15 protein-coding genes are annotated in these 23,444 nt (G+C 60.6%); 6 read left to right on the forward strand and 9 right to left on the reverse strand.

Features of this window, described 5'->3' with window-relative positions; genetic code table 11:
- Positions 1-53: 53 nt before the first annotated feature.
- Entirely contained in the window at positions 54-6,605 is a 6,552-nt protein-coding gene (locus ACQZ63_RS00545; RefSeq protein ID WP_113555846.1) for an apolipoprotein A-IV repeat region-like domain-containing protein, read from the forward strand.
- 104 nt (positions 6,606-6,709) lie between these two features.
- Here ACQZ63_RS00545 and ACQZ63_RS00550 read toward each other — a convergent pair whose 3' ends face one another.
- A complete protein-coding gene (locus ACQZ63_RS00550) occupies positions 6,710-7,627 on the reverse strand; it encodes a PhzF family phenazine biosynthesis protein (protein ID WP_035251764.1) in 918 nt (305 codons plus the stop codon).
- Between the two features lie 306 nt (positions 7,628-7,933).
- Between ACQZ63_RS00550 and ACQZ63_RS00555 the strand changes: the two genes are divergently transcribed.
- Both ACQZ63_RS00555 and ACQZ63_RS00560 read left to right on the forward strand, forming a co-directional pair.
- Complete coding sequence (locus ACQZ63_RS00555; RefSeq protein WP_003512774.1) at positions 7,934-8,707, forward strand: NAD kinase; 774 nt, start codon at positions 7,934-7,936, stop codon at positions 8,705-8,707.
- Positions 8,708-8,728: 21 nt separating this feature from the next.
- Complete coding sequence (locus ACQZ63_RS00560; protein WP_111783317.1) at positions 8,729-9,229, forward strand: hypothetical protein; 501 nt, start codon at positions 8,729-8,731, stop codon at positions 9,227-9,229.
- Between the two features lie 80 nt (positions 9,230-9,309).
- Here the strand turns inward: ACQZ63_RS00560 and ACQZ63_RS00565 are convergent, their stop codons facing one another.
- The 4 genes from ACQZ63_RS00565 to ACQZ63_RS00580 form a co-directional block, all read right to left on the reverse strand.
- Positions 9,310-9,780: a cysteine hydrolase family protein gene (locus ACQZ63_RS00565; RefSeq protein WP_013635994.1), complete on the reverse strand. Its 471-nt coding sequence runs from the start codon at positions 9,778-9,780 to the stop codon at positions 9,310-9,312.
- Between the two features lie 73 nt (positions 9,781-9,853).
- A protein-coding gene (prfB, locus tag ACQZ63_RS00570; RefSeq protein WP_097102382.1) for a peptide chain release factor 2 occupies positions 9,854-10,985 on the reverse strand; the annotation gives its coding sequence in 2 pieces (ribosomal slippage) (positions 9,854-10,915 and positions 10,917-10,985; 1,131 coding nt in all).
- A 98-nt stretch (positions 10,986-11,083) separates the two neighbouring features.
- On the reverse strand, positions 11,084-13,528 hold the full coding sequence (locus ACQZ63_RS00575) for a penicillin-binding protein 1A (RefSeq protein ID WP_003512768.1): 2,445 nt from the start codon (positions 13,526-13,528) through the stop codon (positions 11,084-11,086).
- A 326-nt stretch (positions 13,529-13,854) separates the two neighbouring features.
- A complete protein-coding gene (locus tag ACQZ63_RS00580; protein ID WP_065688249.1) occupies positions 13,855-15,126 on the reverse strand; it encodes an N-acetylmuramoyl-L-alanine amidase in 1,272 nt (423 codons plus the stop codon).
- Between the two features lie 645 nt (positions 15,127-15,771).
- On the opposite strand from ACQZ63_RS00580, the gene ACQZ63_RS00585 reads away from it, so the two are divergent.
- On the forward strand, positions 15,772-18,729 hold the full coding sequence (locus ACQZ63_RS00585; protein WP_448799051.1) for an Rne/Rng family ribonuclease: 2,958 nt from the start codon (positions 15,772-15,774) through the stop codon (positions 18,727-18,729).
- A gap of 205 nt (positions 18,730-18,934) precedes the next feature.
- On the opposite strand, the gene ACQZ63_RS00590 is transcribed toward ACQZ63_RS00585, so the two are convergent.
- From ACQZ63_RS00590 to ACQZ63_RS00600, 3 genes are all read right to left on the reverse strand, one after another.
- A complete protein-coding gene (locus ACQZ63_RS00590; protein WP_065704664.1) occupies positions 18,935-19,639 on the reverse strand; it encodes an SDR family oxidoreductase in 705 nt (234 codons plus the stop codon).
- A gap of 147 nt (positions 19,640-19,786) precedes the next feature.
- A complete protein-coding gene (locus tag ACQZ63_RS00595) occupies positions 19,787-20,152 on the reverse strand; it encodes an antibiotic biosynthesis monooxygenase family protein (RefSeq protein WP_111783119.1) in 366 nt (121 codons plus the stop codon).
- Positions 20,149-20,475, reverse strand: a complete 327-nt coding sequence (locus ACQZ63_RS00600) for an NIPSNAP family protein (RefSeq protein WP_111783120.1) — start codon at positions 20,473-20,475, stop codon at positions 20,149-20,151. The genes ACQZ63_RS00595 and ACQZ63_RS00600 overlap by 4 nt, the downstream gene beginning before the upstream one ends.
- Positions 20,476-20,549: 74 nt before the next feature.
- On the opposite strand from ACQZ63_RS00600, the gene ACQZ63_RS00605 reads away from it, so the two are divergent.
- A complete protein-coding gene (locus tag ACQZ63_RS00605; protein WP_013635985.1) occupies positions 20,550-21,233 on the forward strand; it encodes an ArsR/SmtB family transcription factor in 684 nt (227 codons plus the stop codon).
- A 31-nt stretch (positions 21,234-21,264) separates the two neighbouring features.
- Here ACQZ63_RS00605 and ACQZ63_RS00610 read toward each other — a convergent pair whose 3' ends face one another.
- On the reverse strand, positions 21,265-22,422 hold the full coding sequence (locus ACQZ63_RS00610; protein ID WP_041694532.1) for a pyridoxal phosphate-dependent aminotransferase: 1,158 nt from the start codon (positions 22,420-22,422) through the stop codon (positions 21,265-21,267).
- 171 nt (positions 22,423-22,593) lie between these two features.
- Between ACQZ63_RS00610 and ACQZ63_RS00615 the strand changes: the two genes are divergently transcribed.
- The gene (locus ACQZ63_RS00615) at positions 22,594-23,361 is read left to right on the forward strand and encodes a DsbA family protein (protein ID WP_003512760.1); all 768 of its coding nucleotides are present in this window, start codon (positions 22,594-22,596) and stop codon (positions 23,359-23,361) included.
- Positions 23,362-23,444: the final 83 nt, after the last annotated feature.

The raw sequence follows: 23,444 nt of genomic DNA on the forward strand, positions 1-23,444 counted from the left end.
GCAGATGGTCAAACGGCATGAAGCCGGGCGTATGTGTAACGAGGCGTAACCGCATGGCGAATAACAAGATCAGCGACTCTGTCGACGAGACTGCATTTCAGGCGTTGGAAGACGCCCTGCAGCTTGGTGCTTTCGAAGACAAGCCGGAATCGCGGAAGACGACAGCGCCAAAGCAGCCGGAGGCCAGATTGAAGGAAGCAAGCAGACAGACCCCTGCTCCCGAGGCCGCGCGCGCGCCTGCCGAACAGGCACCCAGATCCCCCAATCTGGAAGCTGCCAACGACGGCTCCAAGCGCAGCCCGGCCATGATCCTGAAATCGCTCGAAGGCGGCTCTATCGGCGGCGCGCTCAGAAACGCGACGATCATGTCGGTGATCTGGGCGCTCGGCGGCCTCGGCATCGCGCATCTTATCTACGGCAGTGCACTCTGGAACATCGGCTCGGTTGCCGATCTCGCCGCAATACCTGGGCTGATGGCGATCGTCGTCGGCATCGTCGTTCCGATCATGCTGTTCTTCGCCTTCGCGATCATGATGGCGCGTGCCCGCGATCTGCGCAACGCTGCCCGGTCGATGGCAGAAGTCGCCCTTCGTCTTGCCGAACCCGAAACTGTCGCGTCCGACCGGATCATGTCCGTCGGCCAGGCGGTTCGCCGAGAAGTCTCGGCCATGAACGATGGCATCGAGCGCACCATTGCCCGCGCGACGGAACTCGAAACGCTCGTCCATTCTGAAGTCAACGCGCTTGAGCGCAGCTATGCAGACAATGAACTGCGCGTGCGCAGCCTCGTGCAGGAACTGAGCGCCGAGCGTGACGCTATCGTCAACCATGCGGAGCGCATCCGCTCCTCCATTGTAGGCGCGCAGGAACAGATCAAGGAAGAGCTTTCCATCGTCGGCGAAGAGCTTTCGATGCGGCTTTCCACGACCGGTGAGGCCTTCGCCTCGATGATTGACACACGCTCGGCCGCGCTGCTGGAAAAATCGCGCGCCTCGACCGAGGCGATGGGCAGCCTGATTGCCGCCAAGACCGAAAACCTGCTTCAGGCACTGAATTCCTCGGGCGCAACGCTGTCGAGCGAATTCGACATGCGTCTGCACAACCTCACCTCAACGCTGGACGAGCGCGGCGAAGTGCTGCTGGAACGCTTCGCGATCCACGCCTCGACGCTGGACAGCGGCGCGGAAAGCCTCAACAGCGCACTCGAGGAACGCACCCGCCAGCTCAACGAGACCCTTTCCACCCGCACGCTCGAACTCAACCGCAATATCGATCGCGGCCAGCAGATCATCGGCGGCTCGCTGGATAACGTGCTCGACAAGCTGTCCACGACGCTTGAAGAAAAAGGCCTGTCCTTCCGCCAGAGCCTGCAAAGCACGGCTGATGACGCGATCATGGATCTCGATCTTCGCTCCGGCCTCTATGAAGAACGCCTGCAGGCGACGGTCGGCCAGGTCAACTCCGCCTTCGACGAACATGTGGCGGATTTCGCCAGTGCCTTCGACCAGCGCGCCGGCAGCCTCGACAGCAAGCTGATGGAGAGCCTCGCCCGGATCAACGAAACCGTTGCCGGCGGCTCCGAAGCCCTCGACACCATGCTGACCAGCGGACTTGAGCGCATCGGCAACACCATGACCGATCAGTCGCTTGCACTTGCAACCGCACTGGGCACCGGCCAGGAAATGCTCGAAAGCGCGCTTGAGACCCGTACCCGCGCGTTCAGCGACGCAATCGGCCAGCGCACCGCTGAAATCACCGATGCCTTCGCCAATTCGCACGAGAAGATCGACGGCGTGCTGGCGGAGCGCAGCAATGCCCTGTTTGGCGCGCTTTCGGCAAGCCAGGACCGTTTCGACGAGGCGCTTGCCAGCCGTTCGCTGGCCATTACCGGCTCGGTCTCCGGCACGGCGGAACGTCTAGCCGCGATGCTTGAGGAGCGTGCAGCCGCAATCAACAGCGTCGTTGCCGATGTCGAGCGCCGTCTTTCGGAAACGCTCGAAACCCGCGCCGCCGCCATCACCGGCGCCGTTTCCGGCATCGAGGACCGCATTTCCGATACGCTGGAAAGCCGCACGGCTGCCCTGCACGACGTCGTATCCGGTGCGGAAAACCGTATTGCCGAGACGCTGGATGGCCGCACGGCCGCTCTTTCCAGCGCCATTTCCGGCGTCGAGGAACGCATCGCCGACACGATGGACAGCCGCACGCTGTCGCTCGACATGACCTTCGCCAATGTCGAGGAGAGGCTGTCGGAAACGCTCGACAACCGTACCTCCGCTCTGTCCGGCATTGTGGCAAGTGCCGAAGAGAGGATTGCGGGCGCACTCGACAGCCGCACGTCCACCTTCGGCGACGTGGTTGCCGGTGCCGAGAGCCGTATCGCGGAAACGCTTGATGGTCGCACGGCAGCACTCAACGCCGTCGTTTCGGGGGCTGAAGAACGCATTGCGGATGCACTCGACAGCCGCACCATGGCACTCGACATGGCGTTTTCCGGCGCCGAGGAAAAAATTACCGAAGCGCTCGATACCCGCACCGCCGTCCTTGGCGAATTGGTGGCCGGTGCCGAGACCCGTATCGCGGAAACGCTCGATGGCCGCACGGCGGCGCTTAACGCCGTCGTCTCCGGCGTTGAAGAACGCATTGCAGATGCACTCGACAGCCGCACCATGGCATTTGACATGGCGTTTTCCGGCGCCGAGGAAAAAATTACCGAAGCGCTCGATACCCGCACCGCCGTTCTTGGCGAATTGGTGGCCGGTGCCGAGACCCGCATTGCCAGCGCACTCGACAGCCGCACGGCTTCGCTCAAAAATGTCGTATCCGGCGCGGAAGAGCGGATCACGGACGTGCTCGACAGCCGCACCATGGCGCTCGACCTGAGCTTCTCCGGTGTCGAGGAAAAGATCGCCGACATCCTCGACGGACGCACTGCTGCGCTTCACTCGGCGGTTTCCGGGGTCGAAGATCGTATTGCCGATGCTCTGGACAGCCGCACTGCCGCCCTTTCCGGCATTGTCTCCAGTGCGGAAGAACGCATCGCGGACGCGCTCGACAGCCGCACCATCGCGCTCGACATGACGATTTCCGGCGTTGAGGAGCGTATCTCCGAGGCGATGGATGCCAGAACCGCGTCACTGTCGCTCGCGGCCGCAGGCGTCGGCCAGCGACTGGAATCGACGGCTTTCACGCTTGAAAACGCACTCGCCAGCGGCCACGAGCGGCTGGAGACCATGCTCGGTTCGCAGGCCGAACGCATTGCCGGCTCGCTTGAGCGCAATAGCGGCCTGATCGAGCAGAGCGTCTCCGGCGCGGCCAGCCGCATCGAAAGCGTCGTGGAAGACGGCAGCAGCCGTTTTGCGCAGACGGTGGAAGAAGGCGTCTCCCGCCTCGAAAACAACCTCTCGCAGTCGCATGAAGACATCCGTACCGCGCTCGAGCAGCGCCAGGCGGATATCGCCGCGACGTTGAGCTCAGCCACGACCCAGATGGGCGACATGCTCTCCGAGCAGGCGATGATGATCGGCACCACCGTTGCATCCAGCGCCAGCATGCTCGAACTCTCGCTCGAAACCCAGCAGGAGACGTTGCAGAAGGCCATAGACGGCAGTGCAGCCACGCTGGAACAGCGTCTTCGCAACAGCGCCGGCGATATTGCCGTCAAGATCGGTGAGGCCGCCCGCGAAATCGGCGGTGCGACCGATGCTCTCTCCTCGCGGATCGAAACCTCGATCGGAAGCGTTACGGGCAGGCTCGACGAGACCGGCACCCGCATCGAGACTTCGCTCGGTGCGCTACAGGAGCGTGTGTCGAGCGATCTCGGCAACGTCAACACCTCGATCGAGGATGCCGGACGTCGCTTTGCCGACGCGCTGGAAGACAAGACAGCCGCCTTCGCCCGCACCAGCGACGATGCGGCTCAACGTATCACCGGCATTCTGGACGAGCAGACGATACGGGTTGCCGACACCTTCGAAAGCCGCACCAGCCGTCTGGCGGAAACCTTCGATGCCGGTTCGGCCCGCATCGATGAACGCCTCGGCACCATGGACCGCGCGCTGACGATCGGCCTCGAAAACGTCAACCGCACCATCGAAGGCAAGGCGAGCGAACTCGCGGTCGGCCTGCGTGGGGCGGTCATTTCCGCCACCCAGAGCATCGACGAAGAAGCCGTTCGTTCCACTGCCCTGCTTGCGAAAACCGGCTCGGAATTCGCCGAACAGGTACAGGCGCAGAACGACGCCTTCACCAAGGCGATCGAAGAACGTTCTGGCGAGATCGTCAATCGCATCTCGGATGCACAGACACGCCTGTCCGGCCAGGCGGCAGCCGTCGCTCAGACCTTCTCCGAGGCGGGCAACATCATCGTCAACAAGGTTGCCGAGGCCGAAGCGGTCGTGCGCTCGCAGGTGGGCGTCATTTCCGAGACCCTGACCGGTGTCGAATCCGCTCTCGATGCGCGCGGCGAATCCATCCGCTCGGCGCTGGACAACCGCACTCGCGAACTCAACTCGATGCTGGCCAGCCGTTCTGCTGAACTGTCGCGTCTGATCGAAGAGAAGGCAAAGCCTGTCGTCGACGAATACGCCACCATCGGTCGCGAAGCCGCCGAAAAGATCGTCTCCGCCGCCCAGCAGAGCGCCGAACTTCTGTCGCAGAGCAACAGCGGCATGGTCGGCATGGTGGAACAGGCGATCAGCGATTATGCCAATGCCGGAAGCGAGGCAGCAAGCAAGCTTGTCGCGGCAACCCGCCAGAGCACGGACATGCTGTCGCAGACGCATACGGCCATGGCCGACGCCGTCGAAGAAGGTATCGACAAATACACCCGCACGGGAAGCGATGTGGCAAACAAGCTTGTCGCCGCCACGCGCCAGAGCACGGATATGCTGTCGCAGACCCATAACAGCATGGCCGAAATCGTCGAAAAGTCGGCAAACAACTTCAACTCTGCGGTTGAGCGCGCCGCGCAGGAATTCGGCACGGCCGACGAAGCGTTGAACGCATCGGCCACCCGCTTCTCCGAATCCGCCTCGCAGGCCGCCGACATGGTGTCCAGCTCCAGCCGTCTGCTCGAAGGAAAGATCGATCGTCTGTCGAATATTTCCGGCCAGACACTGGCGCAGGTTGCCGGCATCGTCGGACGTTTCGAGGAACATTCGAAGGTTCTGAGCCAGGCGTCCGAACTGCTCAATGCCGCGCAGTCGAGCCTTGTCGGTACGCTGGAAGAGCGTCAGGATGCACTTCGCAGCCTGTCTGTCGGACTAGTCAAGCGTTCCGAGGAAATCGAAACCGCCATGCGCGGCGTCGTCAGCGTGGTGGAAACCACGCTCAACGAGGCCGAGGAGCGTTCGCAGAACGTCGCCGGCAACCTGCGTGACAATCTGCAGGCATCCTTCTCCGATATCGGCCGTTCGCTCGACGAGACGGAACAGCGCGCCCGCTCGGCAGCACAGACCATGCGGGGCGCCCTGCTCGCCGCTGGTCAGGATGCCAGCCGTTCGATCGAGAGCACGCTTTCCGACGCGCAGAAATATTCCGACGAGCTGGTCAACCGCCTGCGTGGCGGTGTCGAATCCTCGCTTTCGGAAGTCGACAACCTGCTCGGCAGTGCCTCGGAAAAATCCAATGCCGCCGCCGCCAACCTCAAGGAAACGCTGCGTCAGGCAGTTGAGGAAGCTGTCAGCCGTTTTGCCGGCGCGACGGACGAAATCCGCCGCTCCAGCCACGATATCCGCCGCGAGCTGGATGCGACCCGTGCCGAACTGAAGCGCGGCGCGTTCGACCTGCCGGAAGAGGCCAAGGAAAGCGCCGCAGCGATGCGCCGCGCCGTTTCCGAGCAGATCAAGGCCCTGCAGGATATTTCCCAGCTTGTCGGTCGCTCGACCCAACAGATGGAAGTTTCCGAACCCGTCGCCCGCGCCATTGCAGCGACCCAGCCTGCCGCTGAACGCCGTATCGAAGCGCGTCCGCAGCCGGCAGCAGCCACGCCGGCACAGCCACCACGCCCGGCTCAGCCGCAGCCGGCAGCCGCACCCGCCTTGCGTGGCACCCTGCCGCTTGAGAACCGCCAGGTCGAAAACCGTCAGGCGCCTGCCCCGTCCCAGGCGGCTGCAGCGCCTGCCGCACGCCGCGAAGAAGGCGGTGGCTGGATCAGCGATCTTCTGCGCGGCGCCTCGCAGGAATCGGCCGCCGCTTCCGCACCCCGCGCAAGCGGCGATCAGCAGCCCACCCGTGCTGCCGATACCCGCAATCCGCGTCACATGGTGGAATCGCTGAACTCGCTGTCCGTCGACATCGCCCGCGCGATCGACCACGATGCGTCGGTGGAACTGTGGCGCCGGTACCAGCGCGGCGAACGTGACGTCTTCACCCGTCGCCTCTATACGCTGAAGGGCCAGACGACGTTTGACGAGATCAAGCGCAAATATGAGCGGGAGGCCGAATTCCGCACCGCCGTAGACCGCTACATCACCGATTTCGAAAAGCTGCTCGCTGATGTCGCCCGCACGGACCGTGACCGGACAGTCACCCAGTCCTACCTCACCTCCGATACCGGCAAGGTCTACACGATGCTTGCCCATGCGGCGGGTCGGTTCAACTGATCTCTGGTTAAGACCAGAAACAATAAAACCCCGGTCATGGCCGGGGTTTTTCGTTTTGGTCGGCAGGTAGCTTTTCGACTGTAGTTCAGTCGCTCACGTTGAAATCAGATCTCGAACGTACCCGATGCTACCCGGACCGCGTGGCCACCGATGCGGGCGCGGGCGATTTCGTTGTCCTTGATGTCCATGCGCAGATGGATGTGGGAAGGACGTTCCATCTCCACGCCCTGCTCTATCAAGAGCGGATAGTGACCGTCTGTCAGGCCGTCGAAATGATGGATTGCACCGGAAAGGGCGGCGGCGGCGGAACCGGTGGCGGGGTCTTCCGAAATCCCCATTTCCGGGGAAAACATGCGGGCATGGAACTTTGCCGCGTGATTGACGCCGCCGCGACAGTAGATATAGGCCGCCGTCAGGCGCCCCTCCACCAGCGGTGCGGTGCGCAGCCAGAGATTGGCGTCGAAATCCATTTCGCTGATAGCGGCAATATTGTGCAGCGGCACGAGCAGGAACGGCACACCGGCCGTCCAGATCGACGGTACGTGGTTCTCAAAGCCGAGATGGCCTTCGCTCACGCCCAGCGCATCGGCAAGTGCGGTATGATCGAGCGGCAGGGTGACGCGGGACGATTTGCGCGGCAGGTCGAATTCGGCGAAGCTGACCGCACCGGCGCGCATTTTCACCGCACAGCGGACCGGACCCACCTTTTCCTCCAGCACACAGACCATATCGATATCGTCGTCACCTTCATTGCGATTGCGCTCGGCTATCGCGATCGCTGCGCCAACAGTCGGGTGGCCCGCGAAAGGCAACTCGCCCGAAGGCGTGAAGATACGCAGCGAAGCCGCGTGGGCCGGGTTGCCCGAGCGGTTGACGAAAACGGTCTCGGAGAGGTTCATTTCTCTGGCTATCGCCTGCATCGTCACTTGGTCGAGGCCATCCGCGTCATACATGACTGCCAGCGGATTTCCCGCCATTTTGGTCTCGGTAAAGACATCGTAGATATTGTAATTCAGCACCACGCCCGTCTCCTGCCACTCGCCGTTCCGCTTGTTTCGCGCAAGTTGCCTCACGTCGCGCCGCATCGCAACCCTTGTCGAAGGCCGGAAACCAAGAAGCTGTGGATCGCGCGCGGGCAAACCCGCCTGCTGCGAACGCCTGTCCGCCGGAAAGGCCTTGTCGCCTGCTGCCGTCTTCATGTACCAAGGATGCGTCTTGTGGCTTGCGATCGACCGTTTTATCGACGTTTGGAGATTATGAGCTGCTTCAACAGGTTACAGCATCGTCCGCATATCGATTCCGGTATGCGTCGTTGCCGAGGGAAGCGAATGTCGCATTCTAACTGTTCACTATCCTTCGTGGCCTCCGCAACCGAGGAGGCGCAGAGGGCGCTGGAGGAGCTGAAAGGCGCTTACGGCAACACACCCTTCGACGAGGCGGAAGTGATCGTGGCGCTCGGCGGCGATGGCTTCATGCTGCAAATTCTCAACGAAACGATGAATTCCGGCAAGCGGGTCTATGGCATGAACCGGGGATCGGTCGGCTTTCTGATGAACGACTACCGGGTAGACGGCCTGGTCGAGCGTATTGCGGTGGCGACCGGCAATGATTTTCATCCGCTGCGCATGACGACGACGGATTCCGACGGCGATGAATTTACGGCGCTTGCCATGAACGAGGTCAGCCTGTTCCGGCAATCGCATCAGGCCGCCAAGCTTCGTGTCGAGGTGGACGGCAAGACGCGGCTTGAAGAATTGATTTGCGACGGCATGATGGTTGCGACACCGGCGGGGTCAACAGCTTATAACTTCTCAGCCCATGGACCGATCCTGCCGTTGGAATCACCGCTGCTGGCGCTCACACCCGTCAGCGCCTTCCGGCCAAGGCGTTGGCGCGGCGCACTTTTGCCCAACAAGGTGACGGTCGATATTCACGTTCTGGAGCGCGACAAGCGTCCGGTGAACGCGGTCGCCGACCATACGGAGGTGAAATCCGTACGGCATGTGCGGATTGCGCAATCGCAGGACAGGACGGCCAGAATTCTCTCGGACCCAGACCGTTCATGGTCAGACCGCGTACTCGCCGAACAATTCAACAATTGACGCCAACCACTGATGATGGCCATGCCCCTGAAAAAACCTCTTCTCGCCGCGCTGATTTTCGCCGCCACAGCGCTACCCGTGCGGGCGCAAACGGAGGCCATCGACAACTTGCCGGTATCGGCGATCTTCGTTGTCAGCAGCGGCATGTGGGAAGAGCATAATCTTGAGCCGGTGAAAGGTCCTGACGGCCAGTTGCGGCCGCCGCCAGCGACGCCCACACGCGGTTATTACAAGGTGGTTGCAATCCGCCAGGGCGATGGCACCGCTAAAGTCTATCTGCAGCGCATCGCCACTAGCGCAAATGGACCGAACCTTCTCGAAAACATCGAGCTGGAAGAGTTCAGCCAGATGAAGTCCTACGTCACGGATATTCGCCCCGAAAGCTCAAACGGTGCATCGGCCTCGCCCGGCCTGTTTGTGACCGTCTATCTGAAAATCGATCCGCAGATCAGGGAAGCGGAAAGCTGGACGATCCTGATCGACGAACTCGGCGAGATGAAGATCGAAAAGGCCTCGAACTGAGGGCGAGAGAACGTCGGTTTGAACGGAATCGTTGGAGGTTCTCTACCCCCTGGATTATACGCAGTTTTACTGGAAACTCTCTACGCGTTAAGCTCATGCGGCCCGGCCAGAACCGCACCGAAATGATGTTTCCATAGTCTGGCGCCGAGTTCGCCGCTGCGATCGAGGCTGGAGCCCACCGTCAGCCATGGCAGAAGCGTGGGATGAAGCCCCGCATCGAACAGGGCAAAACCCGCAGCCAGCACGCAGGTATCGGCCTGAATGCCGCAGACCAGCACCCTGTCGAGCTTTAGAGACAGGAGGTGGTCGATAGCCGCCCTTGGCGGAGCGTAGCCGTGCTTTATGAAAATCCAGTCCGCCGCAACCAGCGAGCAGTCGTCCCTGCCCGGCTTCCAGCCGAGTTGCCGCTCGAAAGGCGTGACGCTTTCATCATGGCGCTCGACGCTGGCAACGCTTGGCATGGTGGCCGCCAGCGCGGATATTTCCGCCACAAGTGCAGCCGGCGGATTGAAGCTCGGCTGAACGTCGACGATGTAAAGCGCCTGTTTCATCCATCTCCTCCAACGAAAAACCCCTCGCAATGGGTTTGCGAGGGGTGATTTTTTCAAGCGACGCTGCGACGCGTCAGTCGATATCAGCCACTTCCACGTCTGCGCCGCCGCTGATGCGGTGCGCGAGGGCCGCTTCCATGAACTGGTTCAGATCGCCATCCAGCACGTTGCCGGGTGCGGTGCTTTCCACGCCGGTGCGCAGGTCCTTGATCAACTGGTAGGGTTGCAGAACGTAGGAACGGATCTGGTGGCCCCAGCCGATATCCGTCTTGGATGCGGCCTGAGCGTTTGCCGCATCTTCCCGCTTTTGCAGTTCCACCTCGTAGAGACGGGCGCGCAGCATGTCCCACGCCTTGGCGCGGTTCTTGTGCTGGGAACGCTCCTGCTGGCAGGCCACGGCAATACCGGTCGGTATGTGGGTAATACGCACGGCCGAATCGGTGGTGTTGACGTGCTGGCCGCCTGCACCGGACGAACGATAGGTATCGATGCGGCAATCGCTCTCATTGATGTCGATCTGGATCGAATCATCGACCACTGGGTAAACCCAGACGGAGGAGAACGATGTGTGGCGACGCGCATTGCTGTCATAGGGCGAGATGCGGACGAGGCGGTGTACGCCCGATTCCGTCTTCAGCCAGCCGAAGGCATTGTGGCCCTTGACGAGGATCGTCGCGGACTTGATGCCGGCCTCTTCGCCGTCATGAACTTCCAGCACTTCAACCTTGAAGCCTTCGCGGTCAGCCCAGCGGGTATACATGCGCAGCAGCATGTTGGCCCAGTCCTGGCTTTCCGTACCGCCGGCGCCGGAATGAACTTCGAGATAGGTATCGTTGCTATCAGCTTCACCGGAAAGCATGGCTTCCACCTGACGGCGGTTCGCCTCGCTCCTCAGCGCCTTCAGCGCATCTTCGGCGTCCTTGACGATCTCGTCGTCGCCTTCCATCTCGCCGAGTTCGATCAGCTCGACATTGTCCTTGAGCTGCTGCTCAAGCGCCTTCACGCCATTGATGCTGTCATCCAGCTGCTGGCGCTCGCGCATCAATTTCTGCGCTTCGGTGGCATCGTTCCAGAGGGTCGGGTCCTCTGCCTTGTTATTCAACCAGTCCAGTCGTCTTATCGCCTGGTCCCAGTCAAAGATGCCTCCTCAGCAGGCTTATGGCCTGCTTGATTTCGTCGACTACGTTCACAATTTCATTGCGCATTTCGCTGGTTCTTCGCCTTCATTTAAACTGGTAGCTCAAATAAATGCGGGGGGCGCGGATGTAAAGACCCGCGCCCCCCGCCAAACATAAGACTGGTATCAATAAAGACCGCCGCCACCGCCGGTGATGGCCTGCTGGGCCTGTGGCGAGGTCTTCAGAATATCCTCTTGCGACATGCCTTCCGCGCCGATCACCGAGAAGGTATCGGCCGGGCCGGTGCCCGGCTTGAAGGCTTCCATGATCGTATCAGGTTCGCCTTCCGAAGCGGCCATGCCGGTCTTGCGGTTGACGGCGATGAACTTCATGCCTTCAGGCACGATGAACTTGCTCGGTTCCAGGTGCTTGGCCGCATCGGCGATGAACTCGCCGAAGATCGGTGCCGACAGCGAACCACCGGTGCCGCCGCGCCCAAGCGGTGCGGGCGAATCGAAGCCGATATAAAGACCGGCAACCATGTCCGGCGTGTAACCGACGAACCAGGCGTCCTTTTCATCGTTGGTGGTGCCCGTCTTGCCGGCAACCGGCAGATCGACCTTGATCTTGCCCGCCGCCGTGCCGCGCTGCACGACACCTTCCAGCATGGATGTCGTCTGGTAAGCGGTCATCGGGTCGAGAACCTGCTCGCGGTTATCAACGATGACCGGCTCGTCCTGATTTTGCCAGCTTGTGGCGTTGCAGCCCTCACAGGCACGTTCCTCATGCCGGAAGATCGTCTTGCCGTAACGGTCCTGGATGCGGTCGATCAGCGTCGGCTTGATCTGCTTGCCGCCATTGGCGATCACAGAATAGGCCGAGACCATGCGCATGATGGTTGTTTCGCCCGAACCGAGCGACATTGCCAGAAGCGGCGGCATCTTGTCGTAGATGCCGAAGCGTTCGGCATATTCAGCGACCAGATTCATGCCCATGTCCTGCGCCAGACGCACTGTCATGAGGTTACGGGATTTTTCGATGCCGAGACGCAGGGTCGAAGGGCCGGCGGAACCCCCGCCGTAATTCTGCGGCTTCCAGACCTGGCCGCCCGAAACAACCTCGATCGGCGCGTCGAGAATGACCGAGGCCGGGGTATAGCCGTTGTCGAGTGCAGCCGCATAGATGAACGGCTTGAAGGAGGAGCCGGGCTGGCGCATCGCCTGCGTGGCGCGGTTGAATTCCGATTGCGCGTAGGAGAAGCCGCCGACCATGGCCAGAACGCGGCCAGTGTGCGGATCCATCACCATCATGCCGCCCTGCACCTTCGGGGGCTGGCGCAGACGATATTCGTTGCCGGAACCGGACAGCGGCTGTGCGTAAACGACGTCACCAACAGCCAGAACGCCAACCGGCGACTTAGCCGTCGGCTTTTTGCCTGTGGCATCGCGATAGGCCCAACGCATGTTTTCAGCGGAGATATGGCCGCGTGTGCGCTTGTCGCCATCCTCGGCATCGGGGTCGACCTGCACGCCAATATCGATGCCATCGGCAGCAACGGCGAGGACAACCGCGATCTTCCATTCGGGAACGTCGCGAAGGCCCTTTACCTTGGCGAGTGCCGCAGTCCAGTCACCGGTTGTCTCGATCTTTTCGACGGGTCCGCGGAAACCGCGACGCTCGTCATATTGCACCAGACCGTCCTGAAGCGCCTTGCGCGCCTCCATCTGGATCTGCGGATCGAAAGAGGTGCGAACCGAAAGGCCTCCTTCAAGAAGCGCCTGCTCGCCGTATTTCTCGACGATCTGGCGGCGGACTTCCTCGGCGAAATAGTCAGACGCGAAGATATGCGCGCCGCCACGGCGCAGATTGACGCCAAGCGGCTGCTTCTTTGCATCCTCGGCATCGCCGACCGTGATGTAGCCGTTCTCGGCCATGCGGTCGATCACCCAGTTGCGGCGCTCCAGCGCCGCCTTCTCGCGGCGGATCGGATGGTAGTTGGCCGGGCCCTTCGGCAGCGATGCAAGATAGGCGGTTTCCGCAATCGTCAGTTCGGTGACCGATTTGTTGAAATAGGTGAGTGCCGCACCGGCGATACCGTAGGAATTCAGGCCGAAAAAGATCTCGTTGAGATAAAGCTCGAGGATCTTGTCCTTGGAATAGGTCTGCTCGATGCGGAAGGACAGAAGCGCTTCCTTGAGCTTGCGGTCGAAGGTCTGGTCGTTGGTGAGCAGGAAGTTCTTTGCCACCTGCTGAGTGATTGTGGACGCGCCGACCGGACGACGGCCGGAGCCGATATTCTGGAGGTTGACGAGAACGGCACGGCCGAGACCCCAGATGTCCACACCCGGATGGTTGTAGAAATTCTTGTCTTCCGCCGAAAGGAAAGCTGCCTTCACACGGTCCGGGATAGCCTGGATCGGCAGGAACAGGCGCTTTTCATGGGCGTATTCCGCCATGAGCGCGCCGTTGCCGGCGTGCACGCGGGTCGTCACCGGCGGCTCATAAGTGCTCAGAACTGCGTAATCCGGCAGGTCCTTCGTCACGCCGTGCAAATAAATTGCACCGGCGGCGGCGGCGCACAGGAAGAGCACGCTGGCCAAGCCGAAAAAATATCCAATCAGTCTGATCATACCAAGCTACCGATAATTCGAATCGTAACCATCAACGCCCGATGATACGGGCGCATCCTTGCATATCGCGTGCCGTTTTGCACACCATACCTTCGATGACAAGCCGGAACGACAGCATTCGCTGATATGTTACCGGGCCGACTGCCGCAATTGCGGTTCCAGCCGCAATGGCGGATCACCACAGAATCCGCTTCCGCAATAACGCGGCGAATGTGAGTAAAATAGGGCTTCGCCAACGTAATCGTCCGCAAGGCCCAAGAATTGAACAGCTTTTCGGCAGCAAGGGGCACGGCGACAACGGGGGCGCCGCTCGCCCGCCCGGCCCTTTAGCCGCCGTTCGCCATGGCCTTGGTGCGGTATCGTCCGACCGCAGTTGCAAGCGTATCGGCGACCTTCTTGCGCCATTCCGCATCAAGAAGCAGTTTTTCATCTTCCGGATTGGAGAGAAAGCCGAGTTCCAGCAACACCGATGGCACGTCATGGGCGCGCAGCACCATGAAACCGGCGTAACGATGCGGATTGTTGATGAGGCCGACCTGTCCCTCGAAGGACGACACGATATTTTCTGCCAGCGTCACCGAGAAGGCCTGTGTTTCGCGCCGGGTGAAATCGAGAAGGATATCGGCCACCTCAGGCGGCTCGCTGGAGGCTGCCACACCGGCAATCTGGTCGGACTTGTTTTCGCGCTCGGCCAGCTCCTGCGCCCTGCGGTCTGAGGCGCGGTCTGACAATGTATAGACGGTCGCGCCCCGGATGCCCTTCTGCTTCAGTGTATCGGCGTGCAATGAAATGAACAGGTTGGCATTATTCTGCCGGGCGATCGTGACCCGTTCCGACAGAGCGAGAAACGTGTCGGAATCACGCGTCAGGAACGCCTTGATGCCGGGCTCCCGGTTCATCCGCTCCACAAGTTCCTTGGCAAAGGTCAGCGTGATGACCTTTTCCTCCGTGCCGGTTACGCCGCCGGAAGCGCCGGCATCGATGCCGCCATGGCCGGCATCAACTGCGATGACGAAATCCGTCTGCCGCGATGTCTTGTCGTCAGGCGTGATCGCCGCTGTCGAGACCGGCGCCGGCGCGCGCCATTGCTGCTCTTTCACCAGTTCGGCGAATTTGGCCTTGGTGGTGATCTCCGCATCCAGGACGAAACGGAACGATGTGCCGTCCTCGCCCTTCTTGGTTTCGGCAACCGCCACCTGAACCGGTTTTTTTGCCGTCAGCACGATGCGGGCGCTGTCTTGCCCCATGCTACCGAAGCGAATGTCCGAGAAAAGGCCGGTTGGCGCCAGAGCCGATGCGGGGAACGCAAAATTCACCGCCGGAAAGTCCACGACGATGCGGGCGGGCGAATCGAGATAGTGAATGTCGAATTCCGGCTCCTCGGCAAAATCGAGAACGATGCGCGTGCGCGCCTCGTCGCCGATGATGCGTGCCTGATTGGCGATGAGCGGCTCCACGGCGAAGACCTGTGGAACGCAGGAGACGAATGCGGCGACCGAAAAGACAACCGGCAAGACAAGGGCACCCGCAAGCCGCGCGATTCGCGCGCCAAGCGGCCCTGCCCCATCGAATATCGCTGCGCTGCGCGTGAAATTCATGGTCTTCAAGAAATTCCGTATTTCAGTCATTTTTCATAAATGGTGCGGCAAAGTGCCGGGAACGTCGTAATTTCGGGCACGCCGGACGCGTGTTTGTGCGTTTGCGCCCCACAATCGCAGGCGTTGGTGAACCAATTGTTAACCCGGAAATTCCACCAACAATATGGCATATTTAGCCAGCCTATTGCTATTATGACAGAGAAAACATACAACAAGGATGAGGGTTAAAAGTGTTGACGGGATAGATGCCCGCCGGCTGCCAATCGAAAAAGACGCTGGCGCTGCAAAACGGGCAATCATCTGCCGTCGTTACATTTATCCTGAAACTGGATCAATTCCGGCCGTGGCCGGAGACCTACCCGGTGGCAATGCCACCGCTGCTCTGAGGAGAGCAAATTCATCGGACCCCAAGGGGTCTATATATTATTGTCGTTCCGCCTGGCCAATGATGTCGCAGCAGTTTTCATATGAACCGGATACCAGGAGCAGGCCAAGCGCCTCGCCGTCGGTCCGGATGCTGCCAGTTTACAGAGGCCCGGCTGGAGACTTCATTTCCGGCACATCCTTGCACTCATATGAAAGGCTCGTCCGTGTGGCGGGCCTGTTCTCGTATAAAACAAGGCTGCGCCGAGGAGCACAGCTTACATGGCAGACAAAATGCTTATCGACGCCTCCCACGAAGAGGAGACACGCGTAGTCGTTGTCCGTGGGAACCGGATCGAGGAATTCGACTTCGAATCGGAGCACAAGAAACAGATCCGCGGCAATATCTACCTTGCCAAGGTCACGAGGGTTGAGCCCTCCCTTCAGGCGGCCTTCGTCGATTACGGTGGAAATCGCCACGGGTTTCTCGCTTTTGCGGAAATCCACCCTGACTATTACCAGATCCCGCTCGCCGACCGTCAGGCGCTCCTCAAGGCGGAAGCCGAGGATCATCGCCACAGCGACGACTTTGAATCGGCTGACGCCCCCGAGCCCGGCGCACCGGCTGTCGATCTATCGCAGGCGGACCAGCCGGATGTCGGCATCGTTGCCGTCAGCGAGACGACTGACGCCGTGGTCGTGGACGAAACCATTGCCGCTGCCGCTGCCGAAGAGGTATCCGAAGACGTGACTGCTGTGGCCGTCGAGGCCGTTGCGGAAGAAGCACCGAAGAAGCGTACCCGCCGCCCCCGCGCCAAGAAGAAGGTCGCGGAAGAAGAAGCCGTTTCCGACACTACTGCTGAGGCCTCTTCCGAAGAAGACGGCAGCACGGGCGGCGAAATGGCTGCCATGGTCGATACAGATACGATTTCCGAGGAAGTCGAGGGTCTTCGCCGTGGCAATGACGATGATGACGACGACGATGATGACGATCATCACGAAAAGGAAGTGATCGAATCCGTCGGCGCCGAAGACGCCATGGAAGAGGTTCCCGATCGCGTTGCCCGCAAGCCGCGCAAGCAGTATCGCATTCAGGAAGTCATCAAGCGCCGCCAGATCCTTCTCGTGCAGGTTGCCAAGGAAGAACGCGGCAACAAGGGTGCCGCACTCACCACCTATCTGTCGCTTGCCGGCCGTTATTCCGTGCTGATGCCGAATACCGCACGCGGCGGTGGCATTTCCCGCAAGATCACCCAGCCGACCGACCGCAAGCGCCTGAAGGAAATCGCGCGCGATCTGGAAGTTCCGCAGGGCATGGGCGTCATTCTGCGTACCGCAGGCGCCAACCGCACCCGCGTCGAGATCAAGCGCGACTTCGAATATCTGATGCGCCTGTGGGAAAACGTCCGCACGCTGACGCTGAACTCCACGGCCCCCTGCCTCGTTTACGAGGAAGGCTCGCTCATCAAGCGTTCGATCCGCGATCTCTATAACAAGGATATCAGCGAGATCATCGTTTCGGGCGAAGAAGGCTACCGTGAAGCAAAAGACTTCATGAAGATGCTGATGCCGAGCCACGCCAAGGTGGTTCAGCCTTACCGCGACATCCACCCGATCTTCTCGCGCTCGGGCATTGAAGCCCAGCTCGACCGCATGCTGCAGCCGCAGGTTACGCTGAAATCGGGCGGTTACCTCATCATCAACCAGACGGAAGCTCTGGTTGCCATCGACGTGAACTCCGGTCGTTCGACCCGCGAGCATTCCATCGAAGAAACGGCGCTGACGACCAATCTGGAAGCGGCGGAAGAAGTGGCTCGCCAGCTGCGTCTTCGCGACCTTGCTGGTCTTGTTGTCATCGACTTCATCGACATGGAAGAAAAGCGCAACAACCGCTCCGTCGAGAAGAAGCTCAAGGACTGCCTGAAAAACGACCGGGCGCGCATCCAGGTCGGCCGTATCTCGCATTTCGGCCTTCTGGAAATGTCGCGCCAGCGCATCCGCGCTTCGGTGCTGGAATCGACCACGCAGGTCTGCCAGCATTGCGGCGGCACGGGTCACGTTCGCTCGGAATCCTCCATCGCGCTGCACGTGCTGCGCGGCGTTGAGGAATATCTGCTGCGCAACACGACCCACAACATCACCGTGCGCTGCACGCCGGAAACGGCTCTCTATCTGCTCAACCACAAGCGCGGCACGATTGTCGATTATGAAGGCCGCTTCGGTGTGGCGATCATCATTGCGGCCGATGCCGGCGTCGGCGCGCAGCATTTCGCCATCGATCGTGGTGAAGCGGTTGAAAATCCGGTGAAGATCGAAAGCCTTATCCAGATGCTCCCGAGCTTCGTGGAAGAGGAAGACGATTTCGTTGTTGAGGTGGAAGAGGACGAGGAAGAGGAAGAAATCGTCAAGGCGCAGGCCAGCGAGCCGCGCCAGCAACAGCAGCAGGGCGACAATGGTGAAGACGGCAAGCGTAAGCGCAAGCGTCGTCGTCGCCGTCGTGGCAAGGGCGGACAGAACGACCAGAACGGTGCAGTTGATGCGCAGGCTGGCGATGACACCGGCGCTGATGATGCGGACGACGAAGATGGCGTCGAAACCGATGAAGCCGCAGACGACGCTGATGAAAACGGTGTGAACGAAGCTGCAAGCTCTGATGAAGAGGGTAAGCGCAAGCGTCGCCGTCGTGGCAAGCGTGGCGGTCGTCGCAACCGTGCTGAAGACGAGGCTCTCGATGCCGCAGGCACTGAGTCCGGCGAAGAAGGCGAAACGGAAGGCGAAAGCGAAGAGGTTTCCGCCGCAGCATCCGTAACCGAAGAGCCTACCGCTGCCGAAGTGGTGGAAGGTGTGGTTGCCGACGTCGTGGAAGCGGAAGCCCCGAAGAAACCGCGCCGCACCCGCAAGGCGAAGGCCAAGAACGAAGACGTACCGCCGGCTGAAGCGGCACCGCAGGCTGAAGTCGCAGCCAAAACCGTTGAAACGGTCGAGCCGGTGATCGTCGAGCCCGCAGTCGTTGTGGAAACCGTCGTCGATGTCGCCCTCGACGAAGTGGGTGAAGCCTCGGCCGATCTGGGTTCGGAAGCCGGAGCACCGGCGACGGAAGAAAAGGTTCGCGCGAACCGGGGCAGCAATGTCTCGAATTCGGAGCCGGTCGTGACCTCTTCGGGCACGCCCGCCAACCCTGACGGCGACGAGCCGAAGCCGCGCAAGGGCGGCTGGTGGCAGCGCAAAGGCTTCTTTTGATAGAAGACACTGAAACGAAAAACGCCCGCAACCATGTTGCGGGCGTTTTGCTTTGTTGGCGGATGTTAGGTTTATCTCATGCCGTAATCAATCCGGCATCCAGCCACGGCGCGCCTGCGCCGTGAAAGAAATCTCTCCCGATCAAGGACTTGACCGCGTTGGCAAAGCACTAAGTCCGGGTGACGGAAGCCCGATATGCCAATCGTCAAACAGACCGTGTCAGACCACCATCGACGCGGATGTTCTGGCCGGTGATGTAACCCGCACCTTCCGAGGCGAGAAAGGCAACGGTTGCGGCTATCTCCTCGCTCGTTCCGTAACGCTGCATCGGCACACCCTGGCGGCGCTCTTCCGTGGCTGGCAGGCTATCGATCCAACCGGGCAGAACATTGTTCATGCGCACATTGTCGGCCGCATAGGTATCGGAAAAAATCTTGGTGTAGGAAGCAAGGCCGGCGCGGAACACTGCAGAAGTCGGGAACATGCTGCTCGGCTCGAAAGCCCACGCAGTCGAGATGTTGATGATCGACCCGGCTTTCTGTTTCACCATGAATGGAGCCACAATCCGTGTCGGGCGGATGACGTTCATCAGGTAGACATCGAGACCCGTGTGCCATTGCTCATCGGTGATATCGAGAATGGAGGCGCGCGGGCCATGGCCTGCACTGTTCACGAGAACGTCGATACGGCCGAATTTTTCGAGCGTCAGTTCCACCAGTCGATTGAGATCGTCGTTGGACTGGTTGGAGCCGGTGACGCCGATGCCGCCCAGTTCCTTCGCCAGCGCCTCTCCCTTGCCGGAGGACGACAGGATCGCGAGCTTGTAACCATCAGCGCTTAGACGTTTCGCCACAGCCGCCCCCATGCCGCTGCCGCCTGCCGTCACAATCGCCACTTTTTCTGCCGACATCGTTCTTTTCTCCATGTCCAATCGGGCGGACCGCCGCGTGGCAGCCCTTCTCCATCCATAACCCGCTCCATCTATAGCGGGTTTTGGCAGCGAGTTCGAACCAGAAAGCCTTGGACCGGCTTGAAGAAAAACTGATCTGAAGGCCCGTCAACGCCGCACTTGATCATCCGCCGCATGGACCTGCCTGCTGTCCGTCGGGGCCTCCTCCCTCTCCTCCAGACCATAGTCCCGCATCACGGTGGCGATACGCAGGCGGTAATTGCAAAAGACGCCGGACCGTCCCAGCGACTGCGCTGCGCGATGCGACGTGGTGTTGCGCCATGCCTTCACCGCCTCCTCGTCCCTGAAGAATGACAGCGAAAGCATCTTGTCGGGATTGCCGATGCTCTGAAAGCGTTCGACGGACAGGAAGCCGTCGATGGTTTCGAGCTCGGCGCGCAGGCTGGCGGCAATATCGAGATAATGCTGTTTTTCGCCCTCAGCCGACCAGACCTCGAATATGACGGCGATCATCGTTCGCCTCCGCCGTGCGGCGCAGATGCCAGTCTCAGGAACAGCCGGTCCTCACGGCGGATGAATAGCTCGCGCCGGGCGAATTCATAATTTTCCCGCCCTGCCGGGTCGGCGGCAAGTCGCGCCCGGTAGGCTTCGTACGCGGCAAGGTTTTCGATGTTATAGACGCCGTAGGCAATAGTGCTCGATCCCTCTTTCGGCGCGTAATAGCCGATCAGATCGGCGCCGCAGCGCGGTATCGCCTCACCCCAGTTGCGGGCATATTGATCGAAAGAATCGGCCTTGAAGGGGTCGATCTCGTAACGGATGAAACAGGTCAGCATCGTCGGTCTCCTCGTGTTCTGCCTTCCCTGTCTACGCCATTGCCTCACATCAATGCTTCGGCTATCATCGAACTATGAAAGACGGACCCTTGATCGCAAATGTCGCCGCCCTGATCGGCGACCCCGCCCGCGCCAACATATTGACGGCGCTTATGGACGGACGCGCGCTAACGGCAAGCGAGCTTGCCGAAGCCGCCGGCGTGACACTGCAGACCGCTAGCGGTCATCTGTCAAAACTCTCTGACGCCCAATTGCTCAAAGCGGAAAAACAGGGGCGACATCGCTATTTCCGGCTTTCCGACGCGGATGTGGCGCAGGTTCTTGAAGCGCTGATGGGACTTGCGCAGCGCACCGGGGCCGTGCGCGTGCGTACCGGACCAAAGGACACCGCGCTTCGCGAGGCGCGCATCTGTTACGATCATCTGGCCGGAGAAAGTGGCGTGGCACTGCTTTCCACCATCACCGCAAAAGGTCTCGTCACGTCAGGCGACGATCCCGCACTTACGGATAGCGGGCGGGATTTCTTCTCGAGCTTCGGCATTGATCTTTCGCCGCTGGAAAAGGCAAGGCGCCCGGTTTGCCTGCATTGCCTGGACTGGAGCGAACGTCGTCACCACCTCGGCGGCGGGCTCGGCGCATCGCTTCTGAAAGCCATGCAGCAGCGCGACTGGCTGCGGCAAGGAAACGGGCGCGTGCTGACCTTCACCAGAAAGGGTGAAAAGGCCTTTGCCAGCACCTTCGGTTGCTCGCCCGCCTGATCCCCGCCAAAGGCGAGAAGAACCCAAGGGCTTATTTCAGCCAGCCAGCAATGCGCCCAACGGCCTCGGCAATATCCGACACCGAACCCGCATAGGAAATGCGCAGCGCCCTGTGGCCCTCCTCTGGATCGAAATCCATGCCGGGCGTCGCCGCCACGTCGATTTCCGCCAGCATGCGTTTGGCGAAATCCATGCTGTCATTAGAGAAGCGGCTGGTATCGACATAGGCGTAAAATGCGCCATCCATGGGAGACGCCAGCGGCAGGCCTATTTCCGGAAGGCGCGTCATCAGGAAATCGCGGTTCGTGCGGTAGCTTTCCCGGTAGACGTCGAGTTCCTCCGCCGCCGAAAAGGCTGCGGTTGCCGCCAGTTGGGATAGTTCCGGCGGTGAAATATACAGGCTCTGAGCAAGACATTCGACCGGACGGACGAGTTTTTCCGGCAGGACCATCCAGCCGATGCGCCAGCCGGTCATGCAATAATATTTAGAGAAGGAATTGATGACGACGGCATTGTCGGTGAGTTCGAGCGCGCTCGTTTCCTCGCCGACGAAAGTCAGGCCGTGGTAGATCTCGTCGGAAATGAAGGCGATATCCCGGCTTTCACAATAGTTTGCCAGCCGTTTCAGCGCTTCGCGGCCGGTGACCGTGCCGGTCGGGTTGGCCGGGCTTGCCAGGAGCACGCCCTTTAACTTGCAGCCCGCCCTCGTCTCCGCCCGCTCGAGGCTGGCAGGCGTCAGCGTATAGCCGGTTTCCGCCGTTACCGGCACTTCCACGACATTGAGGCCAAGCGCTTTCAAGATATTGCGATAGGCGGGATAACCGGGTCTTGCGATCGCGACATGATCACCGGCATCGAAAAGGCTGAGGAAGGCGAGGTTGAAAGCGGCGGAAGACCCGGTGGTGACGGCAATGCGCGCCGGATCGACGATAACCTGGTGGCGCAGCCGGTAGTGGCCAGCAATCGCTTCGCGCAATTCACGCAGGCCCAGCGCATCGGTATAGCCGATCCGCCCATGCTTCAGCGCCTCCTGCGCGGCCGCCAGAGAGGCTTTCGGTGCGGGATGGGAAGGCTGGCCGACCGCCATGGAAATGACGGGGCGTCCCGCCTGCCGTCGCCGGTTCGCCTCCGCCAGAATATCCATGGCGTGAAAGGGTTCGACTGCGCTCCGCTTCGACATCGTTATCAAGGGCATGCTCTTTCCTGAACCGTATTTCAGAGACTTGCCCCAGAATCACACGCTTCACAATCGTGCGACCATAATGCGGACAACTATTTTTGGCGTATGGCATTTGGCTTAAAGTAAGGTAATTGCATCATAACATTCATGAGGCATTGGCCGCACAGTATGAGGACCGATATGGCGCATCTTCTCCGTTCAACTCTTCTCGCCAGCGTAACGGCCCTTTCCATGGCTTTCGCTTCTCTGCCCGCCCATGCCCTCGATGACAAGCAGAAGAAGGAAATGGGCGAGTTCATCAAGCAATATCTGATCGAGAACCCCGAGATCATGCTTGAAGTTCAGGACGCGCTTGAACGCAAGCAATATGCGACCCGCAACGCCAAGGCGGCGGAAGCCGTGGCCGACAACCAGAAGACCATCTTCGAATCGAAATACGATCTGGCGCTCGGCAATCCGGACGGCGACGTCACGCTGGTCGAGTTCTTCGATTACAATTGCGGTTATTGCAAACGCGCCATGGGCGACATGGACAATATCTTGAAGACGGACAAGAAAGTACGCGTCGTGCTCAAGGAATTCCCGATCCTCGGGCCGGAATCGGTCGCAGCGCATCGGGTCTCCAACGCCGTCAAGCTGCTTGCACCTGCCAAATATCCCGAATTCCAGCGCGCCTTGCTGGGCGGCCGCGGACGGGCGAATGAAGACAGCGCCATGGAAGTCGCGACGTCGCTCGGTCTCAAGGAGGCCGATATCCGCAAATCGATGGCAGAAAACCCCAACGACGCGCAGGTGCAGGAAACCTACAAGCTCGCCAACAGCCTCGGCATAACAGGAACACCGTCCTATATCGTCGGCAACGAGGCCGTTTTCGGCGCTGTTGGTGCGGACCCGTTGAAGGAAAAAATCGCCAATATGCGCAGCTGCGGAAAAGCCACCTGCTCCTGATTCCGCAAAAAGCCGCTGCATTCCCTGTGGATGCCGGGCCTGCCGGCTGTTTACGGCTTTCGGGGGCTTTTCCTTGAAGGCTG

It is taken from the genome of Agrobacterium sp. CG160-95 (genome assembly GCF_053521725.1).